The organism is Sulfitobacter mediterraneus (assembly GCF_016801775.1).
Lineage (GTDB): Bacteria > Pseudomonadota > Alphaproteobacteria > Rhodobacterales > Rhodobacteraceae > Sulfitobacter > Sulfitobacter mediterraneus_A.
The window spans coordinates 3,156,896-3,175,092 of record NZ_CP069004.1 but is presented as its reverse complement, the minus strand read 5'-3'; the positions used below and the strand labels follow the sequence as shown (position 1 = coordinate 3,175,092).

The following is an 18,197-nucleotide window of genomic DNA, read 5'->3' as shown; positions in this document are numbered from 1 at the left end:
TCAGATACCCGCCGGAATGTTCAGTGGGTCTCGTTTGATCATCTTCGGGCTGGTCAGCGCCTTCCACTTGCTCAGCGCCACATTGGCGCTTGGGAACGCAGGACGCGGAATAAACTTGCCTCGGCCCGGTTGTGGCTGGCTATTCTGGCCCCAGGCCCAGATCACATCACCGCGGCTGAGCGTGTAGCGTGCGTTGGCCGTGACCTCAAACCCCTCGAAAACGTTGTAATCCAAAATCGAATGATGATTGGCGGGGCTGATGGTCTTGGTGATCTTGGGATCCCATACCACGATATCGGCATCGGCCCCCTCAACGATGGCACCCTTGCGCGGATAGATGTTGAGAATCTTCGCCACATTGGTCGAGGTCGCCGCGACAAATTCATTTGGCGTCAGGCGTCCGGTTTCCACACCCTCGGTCCAAAGCACGCCCAGACGTTCCTCAAGCCCGTTCGACCCGTTTGGAATGATCCGGAAATCATCACGCCCGGCGCGTTTCTGTTCGGTGTTGAAGGCCGCGTGGTCCGTGGCCACCACTTGGAGGCTGCCTGCTTGCAAACCGGCCCACAAACTGTCCTGATGGTCCTTTGACCGGAACGGAGGCGACATCACGCGCCGCGCGGCATGATCCCAATCCTTGTTGAAATACTCGCTCTCGTCCAGAGTCAGGAACTGGATCAGCGGCTCGCCATAAACCCGCATCCCCTTCTGCCTCGCCCGGCGGATCGCCTCATGGGTCTGCTCGCAGGACACATGCACAATGTACAAGGGCACACCTGCAGTATCGGCAATGGTGATCGCGCGGTTTGCCGCCTCGCCCTCAAGCTCCGGCGGGCGGGAATAGGCATGCCCCTCCGGACCGGTGATCCCCTGATCGAAATACTTCTGCTGCAACTCGGCGACCAGATCACCGTTCTCTGCATGCACCATCGGCAAGGCACCCAACTCGGCACAGCGCTTGAAAGAGGCGAACATCTCATCATCCTCGATCATCAATGCGCCTTTGTAGGCCATGAAATGTTTGAAGGAGTTCACCCCCATTTCCACGGCATCTTTCATCTCGTTAAAGACATTCTCGTCCCAACCGGTGATCGCCATGTGATAGCCCACATCCGAACAGATCTGCGGCGCCGACTTGCGGTGCCATTCGTTGATCGCGTTCTTGATCGACCCATCCGCGCCGGGCAGACAGAAATCGACCACCATCGTGGTCCCGCCACAGGCCGCCGCCCATGTGCCGGTCTCGAATGTCTCTGCCGCCGTGGTGCCCATGAAGGGCATTTCCAAATGGGTGTGCGGGTCAATGCCGCCGGGGATCACATAGGCGCCTTCGGCATCGATGTATTCATCTCCCTTGAGGTCCTCACCGATCTGCTTGATCGTTTCTCCCTCGATCAGCACATCTGCTTTCCACGTCCGGTCTGCCGTGCAAACCATTCCGCCCTTGATCACCTTGCTCATCGTCTTTCTCCCATCTTCTTTCTTTTTGGCCCCAAAATACTCCGGGGTTTGGGGCAGCGCCCCAAGTCAAACCGATCCAAAACACCCCAGCGCAGGCCCATGCACACCGATATCCAGCGGCCCAAAATCGCTCTCCACACATAGCGAGAAATATCCCGCCTTGGGCAGATAGACCACCCGGTAGGTGCCATCGCCCCGACTGACCGACCAACAGCGCTGAGTCAGCCCGCCAGAGAAGTTTACCGTGATCTCAGTTGGCGGGCACCGCAGTGATACAAAATCCCGCGCGGTCCGCCGCAACACGGCGTCTTGACTTTTCGCGGCCTCGTCCAGTTCGGTATCCAGCAGGATATCGATCTGCCGAGCGGTTGAAGTCTCCAATTTGATCACATCGGATCCGGCTCATCACCACGTGTTTCGATGACTACATCAACATTAATGAGCGCGCTGCCCGGGTTCATGCGAATTTGGTCAAGTGGATTTGCCAGCAAATGGGTCGCCGCTTCTTCGACCGTCGCAAAAGAGATTGCGTGTTTACTCTTATTACTCTTACGACCGTCACCATCCATTGGCCGGTCGTTCGGCCAAATATGGTACATCGGCTCCTCGTCCCCTCGCTCCCGCAAGATATACTTTCGCGCAACCTGATCATTTGTCGATTTTCTTATCCTCACCCCACAACCTCCGCTGTTTCTACCACCGCATGCAGTAGCACATCCGCCCCGGCCATCGCCCATTCTTTGGAAATTTCTTCGGCTTCATTGTGGCTCAGACCATCAACACAAGGGCACATAACCATCGCCGTAGGTGCAACACGATTGATCCAGCAGGCATCATGTCCTGCACCGGAGATCAGGTTCATATGCGAATAGCCCAAACGCTCCGCCGCATTGCGCACCGCAGTCACGCAGCCTTCGTCAAAGGCCACCGGATCGAATCCGCCGACCTTCTCAAATTCGATCTTAAGGCCCATGTCATCGGCAATCTTCTGACCCTCGACACGCAAGCGCGCCTCCATATCTTCGATCACGTTCAATTCCGGCGACCGGAAATCAACGGTAAATACCACCTTGCCCGGGATCACATTGCGTGAGTTGGGAAAGACATCAATATGCCCCGCCGCGCCAACGGCATGGGGCGCATGGGACCATGCAATCTCGTCGACCTTATCCAAAATGCGCGCCATGCCCAGCCCGGCATTCTTGCGCATCGGCATTGGCGTTGATCCGGTGTGGCTGTCCTTGCCGTGGATCGTCACTTGCGTCCAGCTCAGACCCTGCCCATGCGTGACAACTCCGATGTCCTTGCCCTCCGCCTCAAGGATCGGGCCCTGCTCAATGTGCAGTTCGAAAAAGGCGTGCATCTTGCGGGCACCGGTTTCTTCTTCGCCGCGCCAGCCAATCCGCTTGAGTTCATCGCCAAATTTCTTGCCTTCGGCATCTTCGCGGTCATAAGCCCAGTCTTGCGTATGAATGCCAGCAAACACTCCCGATGACAGCATCGCGGGCGCATAGCGCGTGCCCTCTTCATTGGTAAAATTGGTCACGACAATCGGATGTTTGGTCTTGATCCCCAGATCATTCATCGTGCGCAGGATCTCAAGCCCGCCCAGAACCCCCAAAACGCCATCATATTTGCCGCCTGTTGGCTGGGTGTCCAGATGGCTGCCCACATAGACGGGCAATGCATCGTGATCTGTGCCCTCGCGGCGGGCAAACATGTTTCCCATCTGGTCCAACCCCATGGTGCAGCCTGCATCTTCGCACCATTTTTGAAAGAGCGACCGGCCTTCACCATCTTCATCGGTGAGTGTCTGGCGGTTGTTACCGCCTGCCACGCCCGGCCCGATTTTAGCCATCTCCATCAGACTGTCCCACAAACGATCGGGGTTGATCTTAAGGTTTTCTCCGGGGGCAGGCATGGGCGGGCTCCTTGATCGGCTATCATCAGAAATTTTACCATTTGGTAAATACACGATTGCGTCTACCATGTTCCCTGTCAAGAACTGGTTTTACCTGCAAAGGCGGTATAGACCTAGGATGCCTGTTTTTGCGGCAACAACAAGGATTTCGCCACGGTGCCAGATACGAAAAAGCCAAGTCGCATTCAGATGCGCAATCGCCGCGTGATCCTTGATGCCGCCCTCGAAGTCTTTTCCCGCCATGGATATCGCGGCGCGACTCTTGACCAGATCGCGACTGAGGCCGGACTGAGCAAACCCAATATCCTTTATTACTTTAACGGCAAGGAAGAGATCCACGTCACGCTGCTGAGCCAGTTGATGGAAACCTGGCTTGATCCTTTGGTCGAGATGGACGCGGGCGGCGATCCATTGGAGGAAATCCTGGCCTACGTGCAGCGCAAGCTGGACATGACCCGCGATTTGCCTCGCGAAAGCCGCTTGTTTGCCAACGAGATCCTGCAAGGCGCACCGCGCATGGGGGCGCAATTGCATGATGGGCTGAAACCATTGTTTGACGAAAAATGTGCCGTAATCACGGGTTGGGTCAAGGCGGGGAAGCTCGCACCGGTGGACCCGCGGCACTTGCTGTTCTCGATCTGGGCAACAACCCAGCATTATGCCGATTTCGAAGTTCAGGTGGATACGCTTTTGGGGGGCGGTGCAGAGGTTTTTGACGGCGCTGCCACCCATCTGCAATCCATGTTTCGAAAATTGCTGGCGCCGTGAACCTTTGGTTTACCGTAATTGACGCTGGTCCATTGTATTAGGACATCATTTACACATTTGCCCCAAGGTAATTGCGGGTGGCGGGCTCCTCTTGATCAAGATCGGAGCACAGGATGAGTTCTATCTTACTTTCAAACCCTTTTGTCACACAGGCGCCTCCGCCAGGTGTGTCGGCAGATACCCACACTGTTCCCGTCATCGCGCCGACCATCGCCGCCGCGCAGGGGCGTGCGGCAGGCAACAGCACCGGTTTTTCCGGATCTGGCAGCAGTGGCACCAGCGATCAAGGCGCAAATGCAGCGCTGTTTCGCAAAAGGATCAGCGGCGCCTTTCCCCGCCCTGCGGATGCGACCCGAAGTTCGGTCGTCGCTGCGCAAACCCAAACAGAAAAACCGGCCCCCTTGCCCGGTGCCGGCCTTCCTGAAGTGTCGATGCCCGATCCGCTGCCAACCTCGCCCTTTCTCAAGAAAGGGTAAGGTCAACAGGTCGGGAGGAGATGTTATTCTGCAGCGTTGGCCGCAGGGTTGTTGGGATGGGTTGTCCAGTTGGCATAATCCGGCTGGACAACTTTTCCTGTCCGTGGATCAGTCTCGCCCGGTGCCATTGCCTCCATCGTGATGCAGTCTTCGACGGGGCAAACGTTGACGCACAGGTTGCAAGCCACGCATTCCTCATCGATCACTGTAAATGTGCGGTCTTCGGACATGGCGATCGCCTGGTGCGAAGTATCCTCGCAAGCGGCAAAGCAACGGCCGCAGGAAATGCACAGATCCTGATTAATTTTCGCCTTGGCGATGTAGTTCAGGTTCAGCTGGTTCCAGTCCGTTACATTTGGCACCGCGCGGCCGACGATTTCGTCAACGGATGAGATGCCCTTGCTGTCCATGTAATCGCTCAGACCCGAGATCATTTCCTGCACGATCTTAAAGCCATAGGTCATCGCGGCGGTGCAGACCTGCACGTTGCCAGCCCCAAGCGCGAGGAACTCCGCCGCGTCTTTCCAGGTTGTCACGCCGCCAATGCCGCTGATCGGCAGGCCTTGCAGGCCCGGATCGCGGGCGATTTCCGCCACCATGTTCAAGGCAATGGGTTTCACTGCCGGGCCGCAATAGCCGCCATGCGCGCCTTTTCCGTCAATGGTGGGCTCCGGCGCAAAAAGGTCCAGATCAACCGAGGTGATCGAATTGATTGTGTTGATCAAGCTCACCGCATCCGCGCCGCCACGCTTGGCCGCTTCGGCGGGCTTGCGCACGTCTGTAATGTTTGGCGTCAACTTGACGATCACTGGCATACGCGTGTTCGCCTTGACCCAGCGCGTGACCATTTCAATGTATTCCGGCACCTGCCCCACGGCAGAGCCCATGCCACGTTCACTCATCCCATGTGGGCAGCCAAAGTTGAGTTCAACCCCATCCGCGCCTGTCTCTTCGACCATTGGCAGGATCATCTTCCACGGCTCTTCCTCGCAAGGCACCATGAGCGACACGATCATCGCTTGGGCGGGGTAGTCGCGTTTGACCTCTTTGATTTCGTCCAGATTGGTCTGCAACGGACGGTCGGTGATCAATTCGATGTTGTTCAAGCCCAAGAGTCGTCGGTCAGCACCGTAAATTGCGCCATAACGCGGCCCGTTCACGTTGACGACATGTGGGTCTAACCCAAGGGTTTTCCACACAACACCGCCCCAGCCTGCATCGAATGCGCGGCGCACATTGTAGGCTTTGTCCGTTGGCGGCGCAGAGGCCAGCCAGAACGGGTTGGGGGATTTGATCCCGATAAAATTCGAAGAAAGATCTGCCATCTTGCGTCTCCTGTCGGGCCTCAGCCCTTTCTAAAAATCATTTCTACGGGTTGGATGTGGTCTGCCTGGACCGCGCCAATCATGTTGGCCATCTTGTTTGGGGCTGCGTCCCCCATCAGCATTGGCAAGCTTACCGGCGGCGGCCCCGAGGCCGCTATCTTGGCCTGCATGTCGGCAAAGAACTGTTTTGCAAACGCACCCCGGTCATTGCGGATCTCAAGGGTGAAACCTGCCTTTTGTGCCGCAGTTTGGTAGTCAGCTGGCGTTCCGAGGAAAGAATCCTCTGCCGTGGTCGCCCAAGGCACTGGAAATTCCGGCTGCCCGCCGAACAGCATCACATCATAGACAGCAAATACTCCGCCATCGGTCAGAACCCGTGCGGCCTCCGCGAACAGCTTGTCCTTATCTTGGATGTTCATACCGACATGGATCAACGTGGCCGCGTCAAAACTGGCATCGGCGAAAGGCAACTGCGTTCCGCTGCCCACCTCAAAGGACGTCTTCGCGCCCACAATCTCGCTCAGCTTTTCAGCGCAGGTTACAAAGTCCGGCGTCAGGTCGATGCCGACGACCTTGATGCCATATTCACTGGCAATGAAACGCGCCGTTCCACCGATCCCCGATCCGATATCCAACAGCCGCGTGTCCGCAGTCAGCCCCAGCGGATCAAGCAAAGCCTTGGTTGCCGCGATGCCGCCAATATGAAACTCATCAATCGGCTTGAGGATTTGCGCAGTGATCTGCGCCTCCTCGATCCCTGACTGAGCAAGCTTTTCGATGATCTTCTCGAAGAGGTCCGACTGCGCATAATGCCGTTCGATATGATCGACAGCGCCGCTCATTCCCCTCGTCCATTCAAAGGCAGGGTGGTGTGAAAATATTGCATTAGGCGCTCAACACTTCATGCATATCCATAGCCGCATCGCGGCCTTCGGCAACTGCTGTCACTGTCAGATCGTCACCGCCTGACGCACAATCGCCCCCGGCCCATACACGATCAAGCGATGTCCGACCTGTGCCATCTACCTTGATCTTGCGGCCATCCAGCTCTGGCAGGTCGTCCCCCTCAAGGGTCTGACCAATCGCCTTGAACACCTGATCCGCCGCAAGGCGCAGTGTCTGGCCCGTGCCGTTCATGTCCTCGTCTACGTATTCGAATTCGATCTCACGCACTGCGCCATTGCCATGCACCGCCTTTGGCACTGCATGAGTCACGATCCGCACGCCCTTTGAGGCTGCGAGGTCTTGTTCAAATGCGCTGGCATTCATCCGGTCACGGCCCCGGCGATAGACCAAAGTGACATTCAATGCGCCCAGCAGCTTGGCCTGCACGGCGGCATCAACAGCGGTCATACCGCCGCCGATCACCACAACATCGCGACCAATCGGTACGCTGGCCAGATCACTGGCCTGCCGCAAATCAGCGATGAAATCCACCGCGTCGGTGACGCCATCCTTGTCCTCGCCATCCGCGCCAAGCGCGTTCACACCGCCCAGACCAATCCCGAGAAAAACCGCATCATAGGTATCGCGCAGTCCTTGCAGGGTGATCCCCTGCCCCAAGGCCACGTCATGTTTCAGGGTAATGCCGCCGATTTTCAGCAACCAATCCACCTCGCCTTGCGCAAAACCATCCGGGGTCTTGTAGGTGGCGATCCCGTATTCGTTCAGCCCGCCGGGCTTGGGCCGCGCGTCATGTACCACGACATCATGCCCCATCATCGCCAAACGGTGCGCCGCAGAAAGGCCCGCTGGCCCTGCACCGACCACCGCAACCGTCTTGCCCGAAGGGGCGCCTCGTTCAAAGGGATGCACGCCCTGTTCTTGCAAATGATCGGTGGCGTAGCGTTGCAACTGACCAATCAGCACCGGCTTGCCCTCGGCCAATTCACGCACACAGGCCTCTTCGCACAATGTCTCTGTCGGACAGACACGTGCGCACATGCCGCCCATGATGTTTTGGCTCAAGATCGTTTTGGCCGCCGCGTCCGGCGTACCTGTGGCGATCTGCCGAATGAACAGCGGGATATCAATGTCCGTCGGGCAGGCCGTGATACAGGGCGCATCATGGCAGAAATAGCAGCGGTCAGCCGCCACCAGCGCTTCATGCGCATCAAGTGGCGGATGCAAATCCGAAAACTGCGCCTCATAACTCTCTTGATCCAACCGGCCCGGCTTGATCCCTTCGGCAAAAACGTCTGATGACATCTGGTACACCCCTGAATGACCTGATTTTTAAAAACGGTCTCACGGATTCATTTTTTTATCAACTGGTAAAATTATTGAAAGGGTAAGAAAATGCACCATGGGCGCGGGATGCCAAAGAAATGTGCAAGGATCAGGATGCTTAAGCTCCCGACCAATCAACGCCTTCCGCTTTCTCGATCCGCAACAAGCCTTCGGGCCATGGGACCATGAGCCTCTGCACCTCTGAGACCTGCCCTTGCAGCCAAAGCGCGATATCGCTCGGCCTCAGCAGAACACCCATGCGGTGATGGATCGGTTCAACATCTGCGTTTGGCGGGCAAGTCACTGTGGCGACCTGCTCCACCTTGATGCCGCCGGGGCCGCGCCAGACATCGGTGATCGCCGCGAAGAAAAGCAATCCGCCATCCTTTGCCGCTATCCGCCACGCGGTCTTTTTGCGTTTCTCGCCGGTCCACTCATACCAGCCGTCTACCGGCACAACCGCCCGCCCTGTGCCTTCATAGGCGGATTTTTCAAAAACCGTCTCTGATCTTGCGTTGATCAGCGTTTCCATCACCGGACGGCCCCGCGCATTGACGCGGCCCACTGGAATGATGCCCCACCTCATGCGGGAAACGCCCTTGGTGGTGAGGCAGAGAATCTCTTGGCCCGGTGCGATGTTATGGCGGGGCGGGTCATTATCATACGCTGATGTATCGATGCCCAGAACATCGCTTATCTCCGCAAGGGGTGATGTCAAAAACAGGCGACCGGGCATCGGTTAGCCCTTTATCTGATTGACCAGCTCCAACAGCTCCGGCCCGAACCGGGCCACGATCATCGCCACGCCTTCGGCATTTGGATGGACCCCGTCACCCTGAAACAGCGCCCGATAGGCGCTCAGATCCTCGTTTTCCTCTCCCTCTGTCAGCCCCGCGAAAAAGCTTTCGAGATAGAGAGTTTCAAAATCCTTGGCCAAGTCGGGGTAGATCGCCTCAAAATCGGCCTTGTAGTCTTCGCCATAATTCCCCGGCGCTTGCATACCAACCAGCAAAACCTCGACCTCGGCGGCTTGGGCGGCGGTCAGGATACCGGTCAGATTCTGCCGCGCTTGTTCCGGTGGCAGCCCGCGCAGCACGTCATTGCCGCCCAAAGCCACGATCATACCGTCCACATCTGGTGTCAGGGTCCAGTCCACCCGCGACAAACCGCCGGCAGTGGTATCGCCGGAAACCCCGGCATTGATCAATCGCACGTCCGCGCCATTCGCATCCAGCCAGGCCTGCAATTGCGGCACAAACCCTTGTTCGGCGGGCAAGCCATACCCTTGGGTCAGACTGTCGCCCAAGGCGGCAATAACCACCTCATCGGCTTGCGCAGTCCCTGCGAAACAGGCCAGAAATCCAATCATTACCTTGCGCATTTCAAACTGACCTCCATATCCAGCAGATACCTATTTAAAGGCGGCCCTATGACAGACCTCGTGTTCCAGCTTAAAGATGTGGCTTTTTCGCTCAGAGGCAATGCCGGACAGGTCGATATCCTGCGCGGAATTTCCCTGAAGGTCCACAGCGGCGAAAGTGTTGCATTGGTTGGTCCCTCCGGGTCTGGTAAGTCTTCCTTGCTGATGGTGATGGGCGGCCTGGAACAGGCCACCGGCGGCACGGTTGAGGCATTAGACCATGATTTGAGCACAATGGACGAGGATGCCCTGGCGCGATTCCGGCAAGGACGCATGGGGATTGTGTTTCAATCCTTTCACCTGATCCCGACCATGACCGCCTTGGAAAATGTTGCCACGCCTCTGGAAATTTCGGGTCAGACGGATGCCTTTGATCGTGCGCGTGAGGCGTTGGAGGCGGTTGGCCTTGGCCACCGCGTTGATCACTACCCCGCCCAATTGTCTGGCGGCGAGCAACAGCGCGTCGCCCTTGCGCGAGCCTGTGCGCCCCGCCCGGCGATCTTGCTTGCCGATGAACCCACCGGCAATCTGGACAGCACAAACGGCAGCGCGATCATGGATTTGCTCTTTGAGATGCGAGACACCTATGGCGCGACGCTGGTTCTGGTGACGCATGATCCCGCGCTCGCGGAGCGGTGCGACCGGTCCGTGGCCTTGGCCGACGGCAAAATCGCATGAGCCTGTCTCTTGCCAGCCGCTTTGCCCGCCGTGAAATGCGCGGCGGCCTCAAAGGCTTTCGTCTGTTTCTGGCCTGCCTCGCGCTTGGCGTAGCCGCGATTGCCGCCGTTGGGTCAGTCCGCGCTGCGATTGAGGCTGGTTTGCAGCGCGAAGGTGCGGCCCTTCTGGGCGGCGCGGCAGAGCTGGATTTCACCTACCGGTTTGCAACCGCCGAGGAACAGGACTGGATCGCGGGCCGCGCAACGTCCGTCTCTGAAATTGTTGAGTTTCGGTCCATGGCAGTGGTGGGCGACGAAAGGGCACTGACGCAGATCAAAGGCGTTGATGATGCCTATCCCTTGGTCGGGCAGATGGTTCTTGACCCGGCGATGCCCCTGGATGCAGCGCTGGCCGATCAAGGAGGACATCCCGGCGCGGTGATGGAACGGGCGCTGTCTGACCGGCTTGGCATTGCGGCGGGTGACACTTTCCAGCTTGGACGCAAGACCTACCACCTGTCCGCGCTGATCCTGCGCGAACCTGACAGCGCGGCCAGCGGTTTTGCCCTTGGTCCGCGCACCCTTTTGCACAGTGATGCGCTGGATGGTTCGGGGTTATTGGGGCCGGGGACGCTGTTTAACTCCAAATACCGTCTGACCTTGCCGCCAGATACTGATCTTGACGCGCTGAAGAATGACTCATTGGAGCAATTTGAAAACAGCGGAATGCGCTGGACGGATGCGCGGAACGGCGCCCCCGGTGTGGCCCGTTTTGTCGAACGTCTTGGGGCGTTCCTTGTGCTAGTCGGACTTTCCGGTCTGGCGGTGGGCGGCGTGGGTGTGTCTGCGGCTGTGCGGTCTTACTTGAATGGCAAAACCGGGGTGATCGCCACCTTGCGCGCCCTTGGGGCGGATCGCGCGACGATCTTTCAGACCTATTTCCTCCAGATCGGCATCCTGTCGATCTTGGGTGTGATGATTGGTGTGGTGCTTGGCGCGGTTGCCCCGATGCTGCTGTCGCCACTGATCGAGGCGCGGCTGCCGGTGCCTGCACGCTTTGCGTTTTACCCACTGCCTTTGGCCGAGGCCGCAATTTATGGCTTGCTGACCGCACTGGCCTTCACCCTTTGGCCCCTGGCCCGCAGCGAAGACGTGCGGGCCGCCACATTGTTCCGCGATGCATGGCAAGGCGCCCGGCGCCTTCCTGCGCCCCGGTATCTGGCAGTGATCGGGTTGATTGTCGCCACGCTGGTCGGGCTGGCGGCCTGGTTCAACGGATCTTGGATGCTCACACTCTGGACATTGGGCGGGATCGCCGGAGCGCTTTTGCTGTTGGTTCTCGCCGCTGGTCTGCTGCGCCTGTTGTCGCGCCGTGCGGCGCGGCTGGCACGTGGGCGTCCCCGCCTGCGGTGGGCCCTCGCCGCGATCAGCGGTCAGGGCGAAGGAGCCGGCGCGGTGGTTCTGTCACTGGGCCTTGGCCTGTCGGTGCTGGCCGCTGTGGGCCAGATTGACGGAAACCTGCGCAATGCGATCTCCGGCAATTTGCCGGATGTTGCGCCCTCGTATTTCTTTGTCGATATCCAGAAAGATCAGATCGACGGCTATACCGAACGCTTGGAAAATGACCCTGCCGTCAGCCGCATCGACAGCGCCCCCATGCTGCGCGGGGTTATCACCAAGATCAATGGACAGCCCGCCGACGAGGTTGCAGGCGATCACTGGGTGGTGCGCGGCGACCGCGGCGTGACCTATGCCGCCGCGCCTGACCCCGATGCCCGTTTGACTGCCGGCTCATGGTGGGCCGAGGATTATTCCGGCCCGCCGCTGATCAGCTTTGCCACCGAAGAGGCCGAAGAGATTGGCCTGTCTTTGGGCGACACACTGACGATCAATGTGCTGGGCCGCGATATCAAGGGCACCATCGCCAGCTTTCAAGAGGTCGATTTTTCCACCGCTGGTATCGGATTTGTTCTGACGATGAACCCCGCTGCATTGTCCGGCGCACCGCATACGTATATCTCAACTGTCTATGCCGAAGCGGAAGCCGAAGCGCAGATATTGCGCGATCTGGCCAGCGCCTACCCGAACATCACCGCCATTCGGGTGCGCGACGCGATTGACAGGGTCTCTGCTGTACTGGCCGGTCTGGCGGCCGCTACGTCCTATGGCGCTTTGGCGACCCTGCTGACCGGATTTCTGGTGTTGATCGGGGCCGCCGCAGCCGGGGCGCAGGCCCGCACCTACGAAGCCGCACTTCTGAAAACACTGGGCGCATCACGCCGTGCCATCGCAGCCAGCTTCATGCTGCGTGCCGCGCTTTTGGGTGTGTTTGCCGGGGCGGTTGCCTTGCTTGCAGGGGTGCTGGGTGGTTGGGCGGTAAGCCGATTTGTGATGGAAACCGACTTTACAATCATCTGGCCATCGGCCCTGATGATCATTGCAGGCGGCGTGTTGGCCACCGTCCTTGCCGGCCTCGGCTTTGCGCTGAGGTCTCTCAATGCCCGGCCCGCGCAGGTTCTGCGTGCCCGTGAATAGCAACCGGATGTGACATGACCCAGGACTTGCCGGCCCCCCTGCCCCCCGCCTTGCGCCCCGCGCAGCAGCAGCACGTCCTGAACATTGTCCGCCGCGCCGCCAAGGCAGAAATTCTGCCGCGTTTTCGCGCCCTCGCTGCCGCAGATATCAGCAGCAAATCACGCCCCGACGATCTGGTGACCCGCGCCGATCTGGAGGCCGAGGCGATGATGACACGGGCGCTCAAGATCGCATTTCCCGATGCCCTGGTGATCGGCGAGGAAGCTGTTTCCAAAAATCCGTCCCTGTTGGACGGTTTGGCCGCTGCGCCCCTGGCGTTCATTCTCGATCCGGTGGATGGCACGTGGAACTTTGCGCATGGGCTGGCGGTCTTTGGCGTGATCCTTGCGGTCACGCAATTTGGCAAACCCGGTTTTGGGCTGATCTACGATCCAATTGCCGACGATTGGGCCATTGCGGACAGCGCGACGGACCTCGCTGAAATGCAAAAGGCCAATGGCAACAGCACGCGGCTGAAGGTTGCAATGGGCAAGCAGATTGAGAACCTGTCAGGATATATCCCGCTCAGCCTGTTCAATGGGCCGGTGTTGCGACAGGTCGCTGCGACTCTGCCAAGTTTCGCCCGCATCAGCAGCCTGCGCTGTTCTGCGCATGAATACAGGATGGTGGCCCAGGGCCATGTGGATTTTCTTCTGACAGGAATGTTGCACCCGTGGGATCACGCCGCCGGAGCATTGATCTGTGCGCAGGCCGGTGCCCATGTGGAAATGCTGGACGGTGGGCCTTATACCGCCGCCCGCCGCGACGGTCATCTGTTGGTCGCGCCGGACCGCACCACATGGAACCGGCTGCGCAAGGTCTTTGATTTTCTTGTGAGGCAAGAGCCGAACAGCGCCTGAACGGGTCAGATGCAAAAAAGGCGGAGCCTTTAGCCCCGCCTTTTGCCATTTCTCAATTCCGCCGGATCATTCCGCCGCTTCAGCGTAGTCCTCCATCGGCGGGCATGTGCAAATCAGGTTGCGGTCGCCATGCACGTTGTCAACGCGGTTCACCGGTGGCCAGTATTTATCCACCCGGAATGCACCCGGAGGGAAACAGCCCTGTTCGCGGGTATAGGGGCGTTCACCCCATTCCAACACCAGATCCTCAACCGTATGCGGCGCGTTCTTAAGCGGGTTGTTCTCGCGTGGCATATCGCCTTTCTCAATGGCATCAATCTCTGCACGGATCGCCAGCATCGCATCACAGAACCGGTCCAGCTCTGCCTTGTTCTCGCTTTCCGTCGGTTCAACCATGAGCGTACCTGCCACAGGCCAGGACATCGTTGGCGCGTGGAAGCCGCAGTCGATCAGACGTTTGGCAATGTCATCCACCGTCACCCCAGCGCTTTCGTCGAAGGGGCGCACATCGATGATGCACTCATGCGCCACCCGGCCTGATGGCCCCTTGTAAAGCACGTCATAGGCACCTTCGAGACGCTTGGCGATGTAGTTGGCATTCAGAATCGCGACACGGGTGGCTTGGGTCAGGCCGTCTCCGCCCATCATCAGGCAATAGGCCCATGAGATCGGCAGCAGCGAAGGCGAGCCATATGGCGCCGCCGACACGGCGCTGCCGCCATCGTTCGGATGGCCCGGCAAATGCGCAATCAGGTGCTCCTTTACGCCAATGGGTCCCATGCCCGGGCCTCCGCCGCCGTGGGGGATGCAGAAGGTCTTGTGCAGGTTGAGATGGCTCACATCGCCGCCCAGATCACCGGGGCGCGACAGGCCCACCATGGCGTTCATATTGGCCCCGTCGATGTAGACCTGACCACCGTGTTCATGGGTGATCCTGGTCACCTCGGTTACGGTTTCCTCAAACACCCCATGGGTCGAAGGATAGGTGATCATGCATCCGGCAAGGTTCTCCGCATGCTGCTGTGCCTTTGCGCGGAAATCGTCCAGATCAATATCACCGTTTTCGGCAGATTTGATCGGTACGACCTTCCAGCCCACCATTTGGGCCGAAGCCGGGTTGGTGCCATGGGCACTCATCGGGATCAGACAGATGTTGCGGTGCCCTTCGCCATTGGCGCGATGATAGGCCGAAATGGTCAGCAGGCCCGCATATTCCCCCTGCGCGCCCGAGTTTGGCTGCATGGAGATCGCGTCATAGCCGGTGATGTCACAAAGTTTGGAGGACAGATCGTCGATCATCTCCTTGTAGCCCAACGCCTGATTGTCCGGCACAAACGGGTGCATCAAAGAAAATTCGCGCCAGCTCACCGGCATCATTTCGGCGGCCGAGTTCAGCTTCATCGTGCAAGAGCCCAGCGGGATCATCGCCCGGTCCAACGCCAGATCGCGGTCCGCCAGACGGCGCATATAGCGCATCATTTCGGTTTCGGCGCGGTTCATGTGGAAGATCGGGTGGGTGAGGTATTCGGTTTGCCGGATCAGCTTCTCCGGCATGTGGTAATGCGGGGTGTAGTCCTTGTCCGCACGATCAATGCCAAAGGCCCGCCAAACCGCCTCGATCGTGGCGGGTTTGCTGCGCTCATCCAGGGTGATGCCGACCTTGGTCTCGCCCACTTTGCGCAGGTTTACGCCCTCTTCAACCGCTGATTTCATCACGGCAGATTGCAATGGACCAACTTCAACAGTGATCGTGTCAAAGAAGGTCGCAGGGCGCACTTCAAAGCCCGCCTGTTTCAGCCCTTCGGCCAGACGCACGGTCTTGCGGTGGATGCGCTGTGCAATCGCCTTGAGGCCCTTCGGCCCGTGGAACACGGCATACATCGACGCCATCACCGCCAGCAAAGCTTGCGCTGTACAAACGTTGGAAGTCGCTTTTTCACGGCGGATGTGCTGTTCGCGGGTTTGCAGCGACAGGCGGTAGGCGCGATTGCCATGGGCATCAATAGATACCCCGACAATCCGGCCCGGCATGGACCGTTTCATCGAATCCTTGCAGGCCATATAAGCGGCGTGCGGGCCACCGTATCCTTCGGGCACACCAAAACGCTGTGTGGTGCCAACGGCGATATCTGCGCCCATCTCCCCCGGCTCTTTCAGCAGGGTCAAGGACAGCGGATCGGCAGAAATGATCCCAATGCCCTTGTTCTCGTGCAGCGCGGCAATGTGGCTGGTGAAGTCGCGCACATGGCCATAGGTGCCCGGATACTGGAATATCGCGCCAAAGACCTTGTCCGCTTCCATCTTGTCCGGGTCGCCGACGATGATCTCGATGCCCAAGGGGGCCGCGCGGGTTTTCATCACCGCGATGTTCTGCGGATGACAATCGTGATCCACAAAGAAGGCGCTGACCTTGGACTTGGACATGCGCTGCGCCATGGTCATCGCTTCGGCGCAGGCTGTTGCCTCATCCAAGAGCGAGGCATTGGCGACCTCAAGACCGGTCAGATCGCTGATCATGGTCTGAAAGTTCAAAAGCGCCTCAAGCCGGCCTTGCGAGATCTCAGGCTGATAAGGCGTATAGGCGGTGTACCACGCCGGGTTCTCAAGAATGTTCCGCTGAATGGCCGGAGGGGTAACCGTGCCATGATAGCCCTGACCGATCAGGCTGGTCATCACCTTGTTCTTGGAGGCGACGATGCGCATGTGCTCCAGCACTTCGCGCTCTGACATGGCCTTGCCGAAATCCAGCTTGCCTTTCATGCGGATGCCGCCCGGCAGGGTGTCATCAATCAACGCGTCCAAAGACTTGGCACCAACCGTCTCCAACATCTGCGTCATCTCTTCGGGTGACGGGCCGATGTGGCGGCGATTGGCAAAATCATACGGAAGATAATCGGTAGGCTTGAAGGTCATGGCACCCGCCCTTTTCTTTTTGGCTGTAAATATTCCCGCCGGAGGCATCCCCGGCGGGCATCATGCGTTACCCGATGAAGGCCTGGTATCCGGCTTCATCCATAAACTCGTCCATCTGCGATGCATCGCTGACCTTGAGCTTGAAAAACCACGCTTCGCCCTGCGGGTCGTCATTGACCATGCTGGGATTGTCGGTCAGTGCGCTGTTCACTTCGGTGATCTCACCATCAATCGGGGCAAGGATGTCAGAAGCGGCTTTGACAGATTCGATCACCACCACTTCGTCGTCTTTACTGACGGTTGTGCCTTCTTCGGGCAGTTCCACAAAAACGACGTCGCCCAATTGCTCTGCCGCGTGGATCGTAATGCCCACAACCACTTCATCGCCTTCAACGCGCAGCCATTCGTGTTCTTCGGTAAATTTCATGTTGTCGTTCCTTTGTTGATTATCTTTTGAAGTTTGCCGCTACAAAGGGCAGCTTGGCAATCGTCAATGGCAGACGTTTGCCGCGGACCTCGCCCCAAAGAGGCGTGCCAATTTTGCTGTGCTCTGTGGCGACATATCCCATCGCGACCGGCCCGCCGAAAGTCGGGCCAAAACCGCCGGAAGTGACCGTGCCAACCTGTGTGCCACCTTCGGCCGCATCAAAAATCGCCACGCCTTCGCGCATCGGGGCGCGTCCTTCAGGCAACAGCCCCACACGCTTGCGGGCGGCGCCGTTTTCAAAGGCGGCCATCACGGGCTCTGCGCCCGGAAACCCGCCAGCGCGGTCGCCGCCTGCACGGCGTACCTTTTGCACGGCCCAGTTCAATGCGCCCTCGACAGGGTTAGTTGTGGCGTCGATGTCATGTCCATAAAGGCAAAGCCCGGCCTCAAGGCGCAGGGAATCCCGTGCGCCAAGGCCAATCGCCTCGACCCCGTCTTGCGCCAACAGCTTGCGCGTCAGCGCTTCGGCCTGCGCCTCAGGCACGGAAATTTCATAGCCGTCCTCGCCTGTATAGCCGGACCGGGAGGCCCAAACCGCGATCCCGTCCAGTGTCAGGTCTCGCACATCCATAAACGTCATATCTGCCGCCGCGGCATCCATCGCGGCAACCGCCGCCTCTGCGCCAGGCCCCTGCACCGCGATCAGCGCGCGATCCGTCAAGGCAGTCACGGTGATCTCAGGTTCGAGCGCCGCCTTCATGCGGGCAATATCGGCCGTCTTGCACGCAGCGTTCACCACCACGAACAGATCATCGCCGCGCCGGGCAAACATCAGATCATCTTCGATTCCGCCAGCGTCATTGGTGAACAACCCATAGCGCTGCCGGCCATCGCCCAGCCCCAGCACATCCATCGGCACCAGTGTTTCAAACGCTGTTGCGACCGCCTCCCATGACGGGCCCGACAGGATCACCTGGCCCATGTGGCTGACGTCGAACAGACCTGCGGCCTCGCGGGTATGCTGGTGTTCCTTCATCACGCCAAGCGGATATTGCACGGGCATTTCATAGCCCGCGAAGGGCACCATCTTGGCGCCTAGCTCAACATGCAGATCAAAAAGTGGTGTGCGGTTCAGATCGCTCATCCGGTGTGTCCCCTTGTTCAACC

The 18,197-nt window shown here is 58.8% G+C and carries 17 protein-coding genes; 5 read left to right on the top strand and 12 right to left on the bottom strand.

Going from position 1 to position 18,197, the window contains the following annotated elements; all coding sequences use genetic code 11:
* The 4 genes from hydA to JNX03_RS15660 all read right to left on the bottom strand — a co-directional run bounded on the left by hydA (window position 1) and on the right by JNX03_RS15660 (window position 3,382).
* Window positions 1-1,461, bottom strand: a complete 1,461-nt coding sequence (gene hydA / locus JNX03_RS15675) for a dihydropyrimidinase (RefSeq protein WP_203209935.1) — start codon at window positions 1,459-1,461, stop codon at window positions 1-3.
* 66 nt (window positions 1,462-1,527) lie between these two features.
* Complete coding sequence (locus JNX03_RS15670) at window positions 1,528-1,851, bottom strand: hypothetical protein (protein ID WP_203209934.1); 324 nt, start codon at window positions 1,849-1,851, stop codon at window positions 1,528-1,530.
* Window positions 1,848-2,060: a hypothetical protein gene (locus JNX03_RS15665; RefSeq protein WP_203240750.1), complete on the bottom strand. Its 213-nt coding sequence runs from the start codon at window positions 2,058-2,060 to the stop codon at window positions 1,848-1,850. Before JNX03_RS15665 ends, JNX03_RS15670 begins: the two co-directional genes overlap by 4 nt.
* 71 nt (window positions 2,061-2,131) lie before the next feature.
* Entirely contained in the window at window positions 2,132-3,382 is a 1,251-nt protein-coding gene (locus tag JNX03_RS15660; protein ID WP_203209932.1) for a Zn-dependent hydrolase, read from the bottom strand.
* 189 nt (window positions 3,383-3,571) lie between these two features.
* Here JNX03_RS15660 and JNX03_RS15655 point away from each other — a divergent pair, with 189 nt between their 5' ends.
* Both JNX03_RS15655 and JNX03_RS15650 read left to right on the top strand, forming a co-directional pair.
* Entirely contained in the window at window positions 3,572-4,150 is a 579-nt protein-coding gene (locus tag JNX03_RS15655; RefSeq protein ID WP_203212267.1) for a TetR family transcriptional regulator C-terminal domain-containing protein, read from the top strand.
* Window positions 4,151-4,263: 113 nt separating this feature from the next.
* A complete protein-coding gene (locus JNX03_RS15650; RefSeq protein WP_203240808.1) occupies window positions 4,264-4,626 on the top strand; it encodes a hypothetical protein in 363 nt (120 codons plus the stop codon).
* 23 nt (window positions 4,627-4,649) lie between these two features.
* On the opposite strand, the gene preA is transcribed toward JNX03_RS15650, so the two are convergent.
* The 5 genes from preA to JNX03_RS15625 all read right to left on the bottom strand — a co-directional run bounded on the left by preA (window position 4,650) and on the right by JNX03_RS15625 (window position 9,561).
* Window positions 4,650-5,951: an NAD-dependent dihydropyrimidine dehydrogenase subunit PreA gene (preA, locus tag JNX03_RS15645; RefSeq protein ID WP_203209930.1), complete on the bottom strand. Its 1,302-nt coding sequence runs from the start codon at window positions 5,949-5,951 to the stop codon at window positions 4,650-4,652.
* Between the two features lie 20 nt (window positions 5,952-5,971).
* Complete coding sequence (locus tag JNX03_RS15640; RefSeq protein ID WP_203209929.1) at window positions 5,972-6,793, bottom strand: class I SAM-dependent methyltransferase; 822 nt, start codon at window positions 6,791-6,793, stop codon at window positions 5,972-5,974.
* 43 nt (window positions 6,794-6,836) lie between these two features.
* On the bottom strand, window positions 6,837-8,159 hold the full coding sequence (locus tag JNX03_RS15635; protein WP_203209928.1) for an NAD(P)-dependent oxidoreductase: 1,323 nt from the start codon (window positions 8,157-8,159) through the stop codon (window positions 6,837-6,839).
* A 139-nt stretch (window positions 8,160-8,298) separates the two neighbouring features.
* A complete protein-coding gene (locus JNX03_RS15630) occupies window positions 8,299-8,916 on the bottom strand; it encodes an SOS response-associated peptidase (RefSeq protein WP_203209927.1) in 618 nt (205 codons plus the stop codon).
* Between the two features lie 3 nt (window positions 8,917-8,919).
* The gene (locus JNX03_RS15625) at window positions 8,920-9,561 is read right to left on the bottom strand and encodes an arylesterase (protein WP_203209926.1); all 642 of its coding nucleotides are present in this window, start codon (window positions 9,559-9,561) and stop codon (window positions 8,920-8,922) included.
* 48 nt (window positions 9,562-9,609) lie between these two features.
* On the opposite strand from JNX03_RS15625, the gene JNX03_RS15620 reads away from it, so the two are divergent.
* From JNX03_RS15620 to JNX03_RS15610, 3 genes are read left to right on the top strand one after another with little or no spacing between them, the layout of a single operon-like run.
* The gene (locus tag JNX03_RS15620) at window positions 9,610-10,278 is read left to right on the top strand and encodes an ABC transporter ATP-binding protein (protein ID WP_203209925.1); all 669 of its coding nucleotides are present in this window, start codon (window positions 9,610-9,612) and stop codon (window positions 10,276-10,278) included.
* A complete protein-coding gene (locus JNX03_RS15615) occupies window positions 10,275-12,791 on the top strand; it encodes an ABC transporter permease (RefSeq protein WP_203209924.1) in 2,517 nt (838 codons plus the stop codon). The genes JNX03_RS15620 and JNX03_RS15615 overlap by 4 nt, the downstream gene beginning before the upstream one ends.
* A 14-nt stretch (window positions 12,792-12,805) precedes the next feature.
* On the top strand, window positions 12,806-13,690 hold the full coding sequence (locus JNX03_RS15610) for an inositol monophosphatase family protein (RefSeq protein ID WP_203209923.1): 885 nt from the start codon (window positions 12,806-12,808) through the stop codon (window positions 13,688-13,690).
* Window positions 13,691-13,756: 66 nt separating this feature from the next.
* On the opposite strand, the gene gcvP is transcribed toward JNX03_RS15610, so the two are convergent.
* From gcvP to gcvT, 3 genes are all read right to left on the bottom strand, one after another.
* Entirely contained in the window at window positions 13,757-16,603 is a 2,847-nt protein-coding gene (gene gcvP / locus JNX03_RS15605; protein WP_203209922.1) for an aminomethyl-transferring glycine dehydrogenase, read from the bottom strand.
* Window positions 16,604-16,670: 67 nt separating this feature from the next.
* On the bottom strand, window positions 16,671-17,030 hold the full coding sequence (gcvH, locus tag JNX03_RS15600) for a glycine cleavage system protein GcvH (RefSeq protein ID WP_203209921.1): 360 nt from the start codon (window positions 17,028-17,030) through the stop codon (window positions 16,671-16,673).
* 19 nt (window positions 17,031-17,049) lie between these two features.
* On the bottom strand, window positions 17,050-18,174 hold the full coding sequence (gcvT, locus tag JNX03_RS15595) for a glycine cleavage system aminomethyltransferase GcvT (RefSeq protein WP_203209920.1): 1,125 nt from the start codon (window positions 18,172-18,174) through the stop codon (window positions 17,050-17,052).
* Window positions 18,175-18,197: the final 23 nt, after the last annotated feature.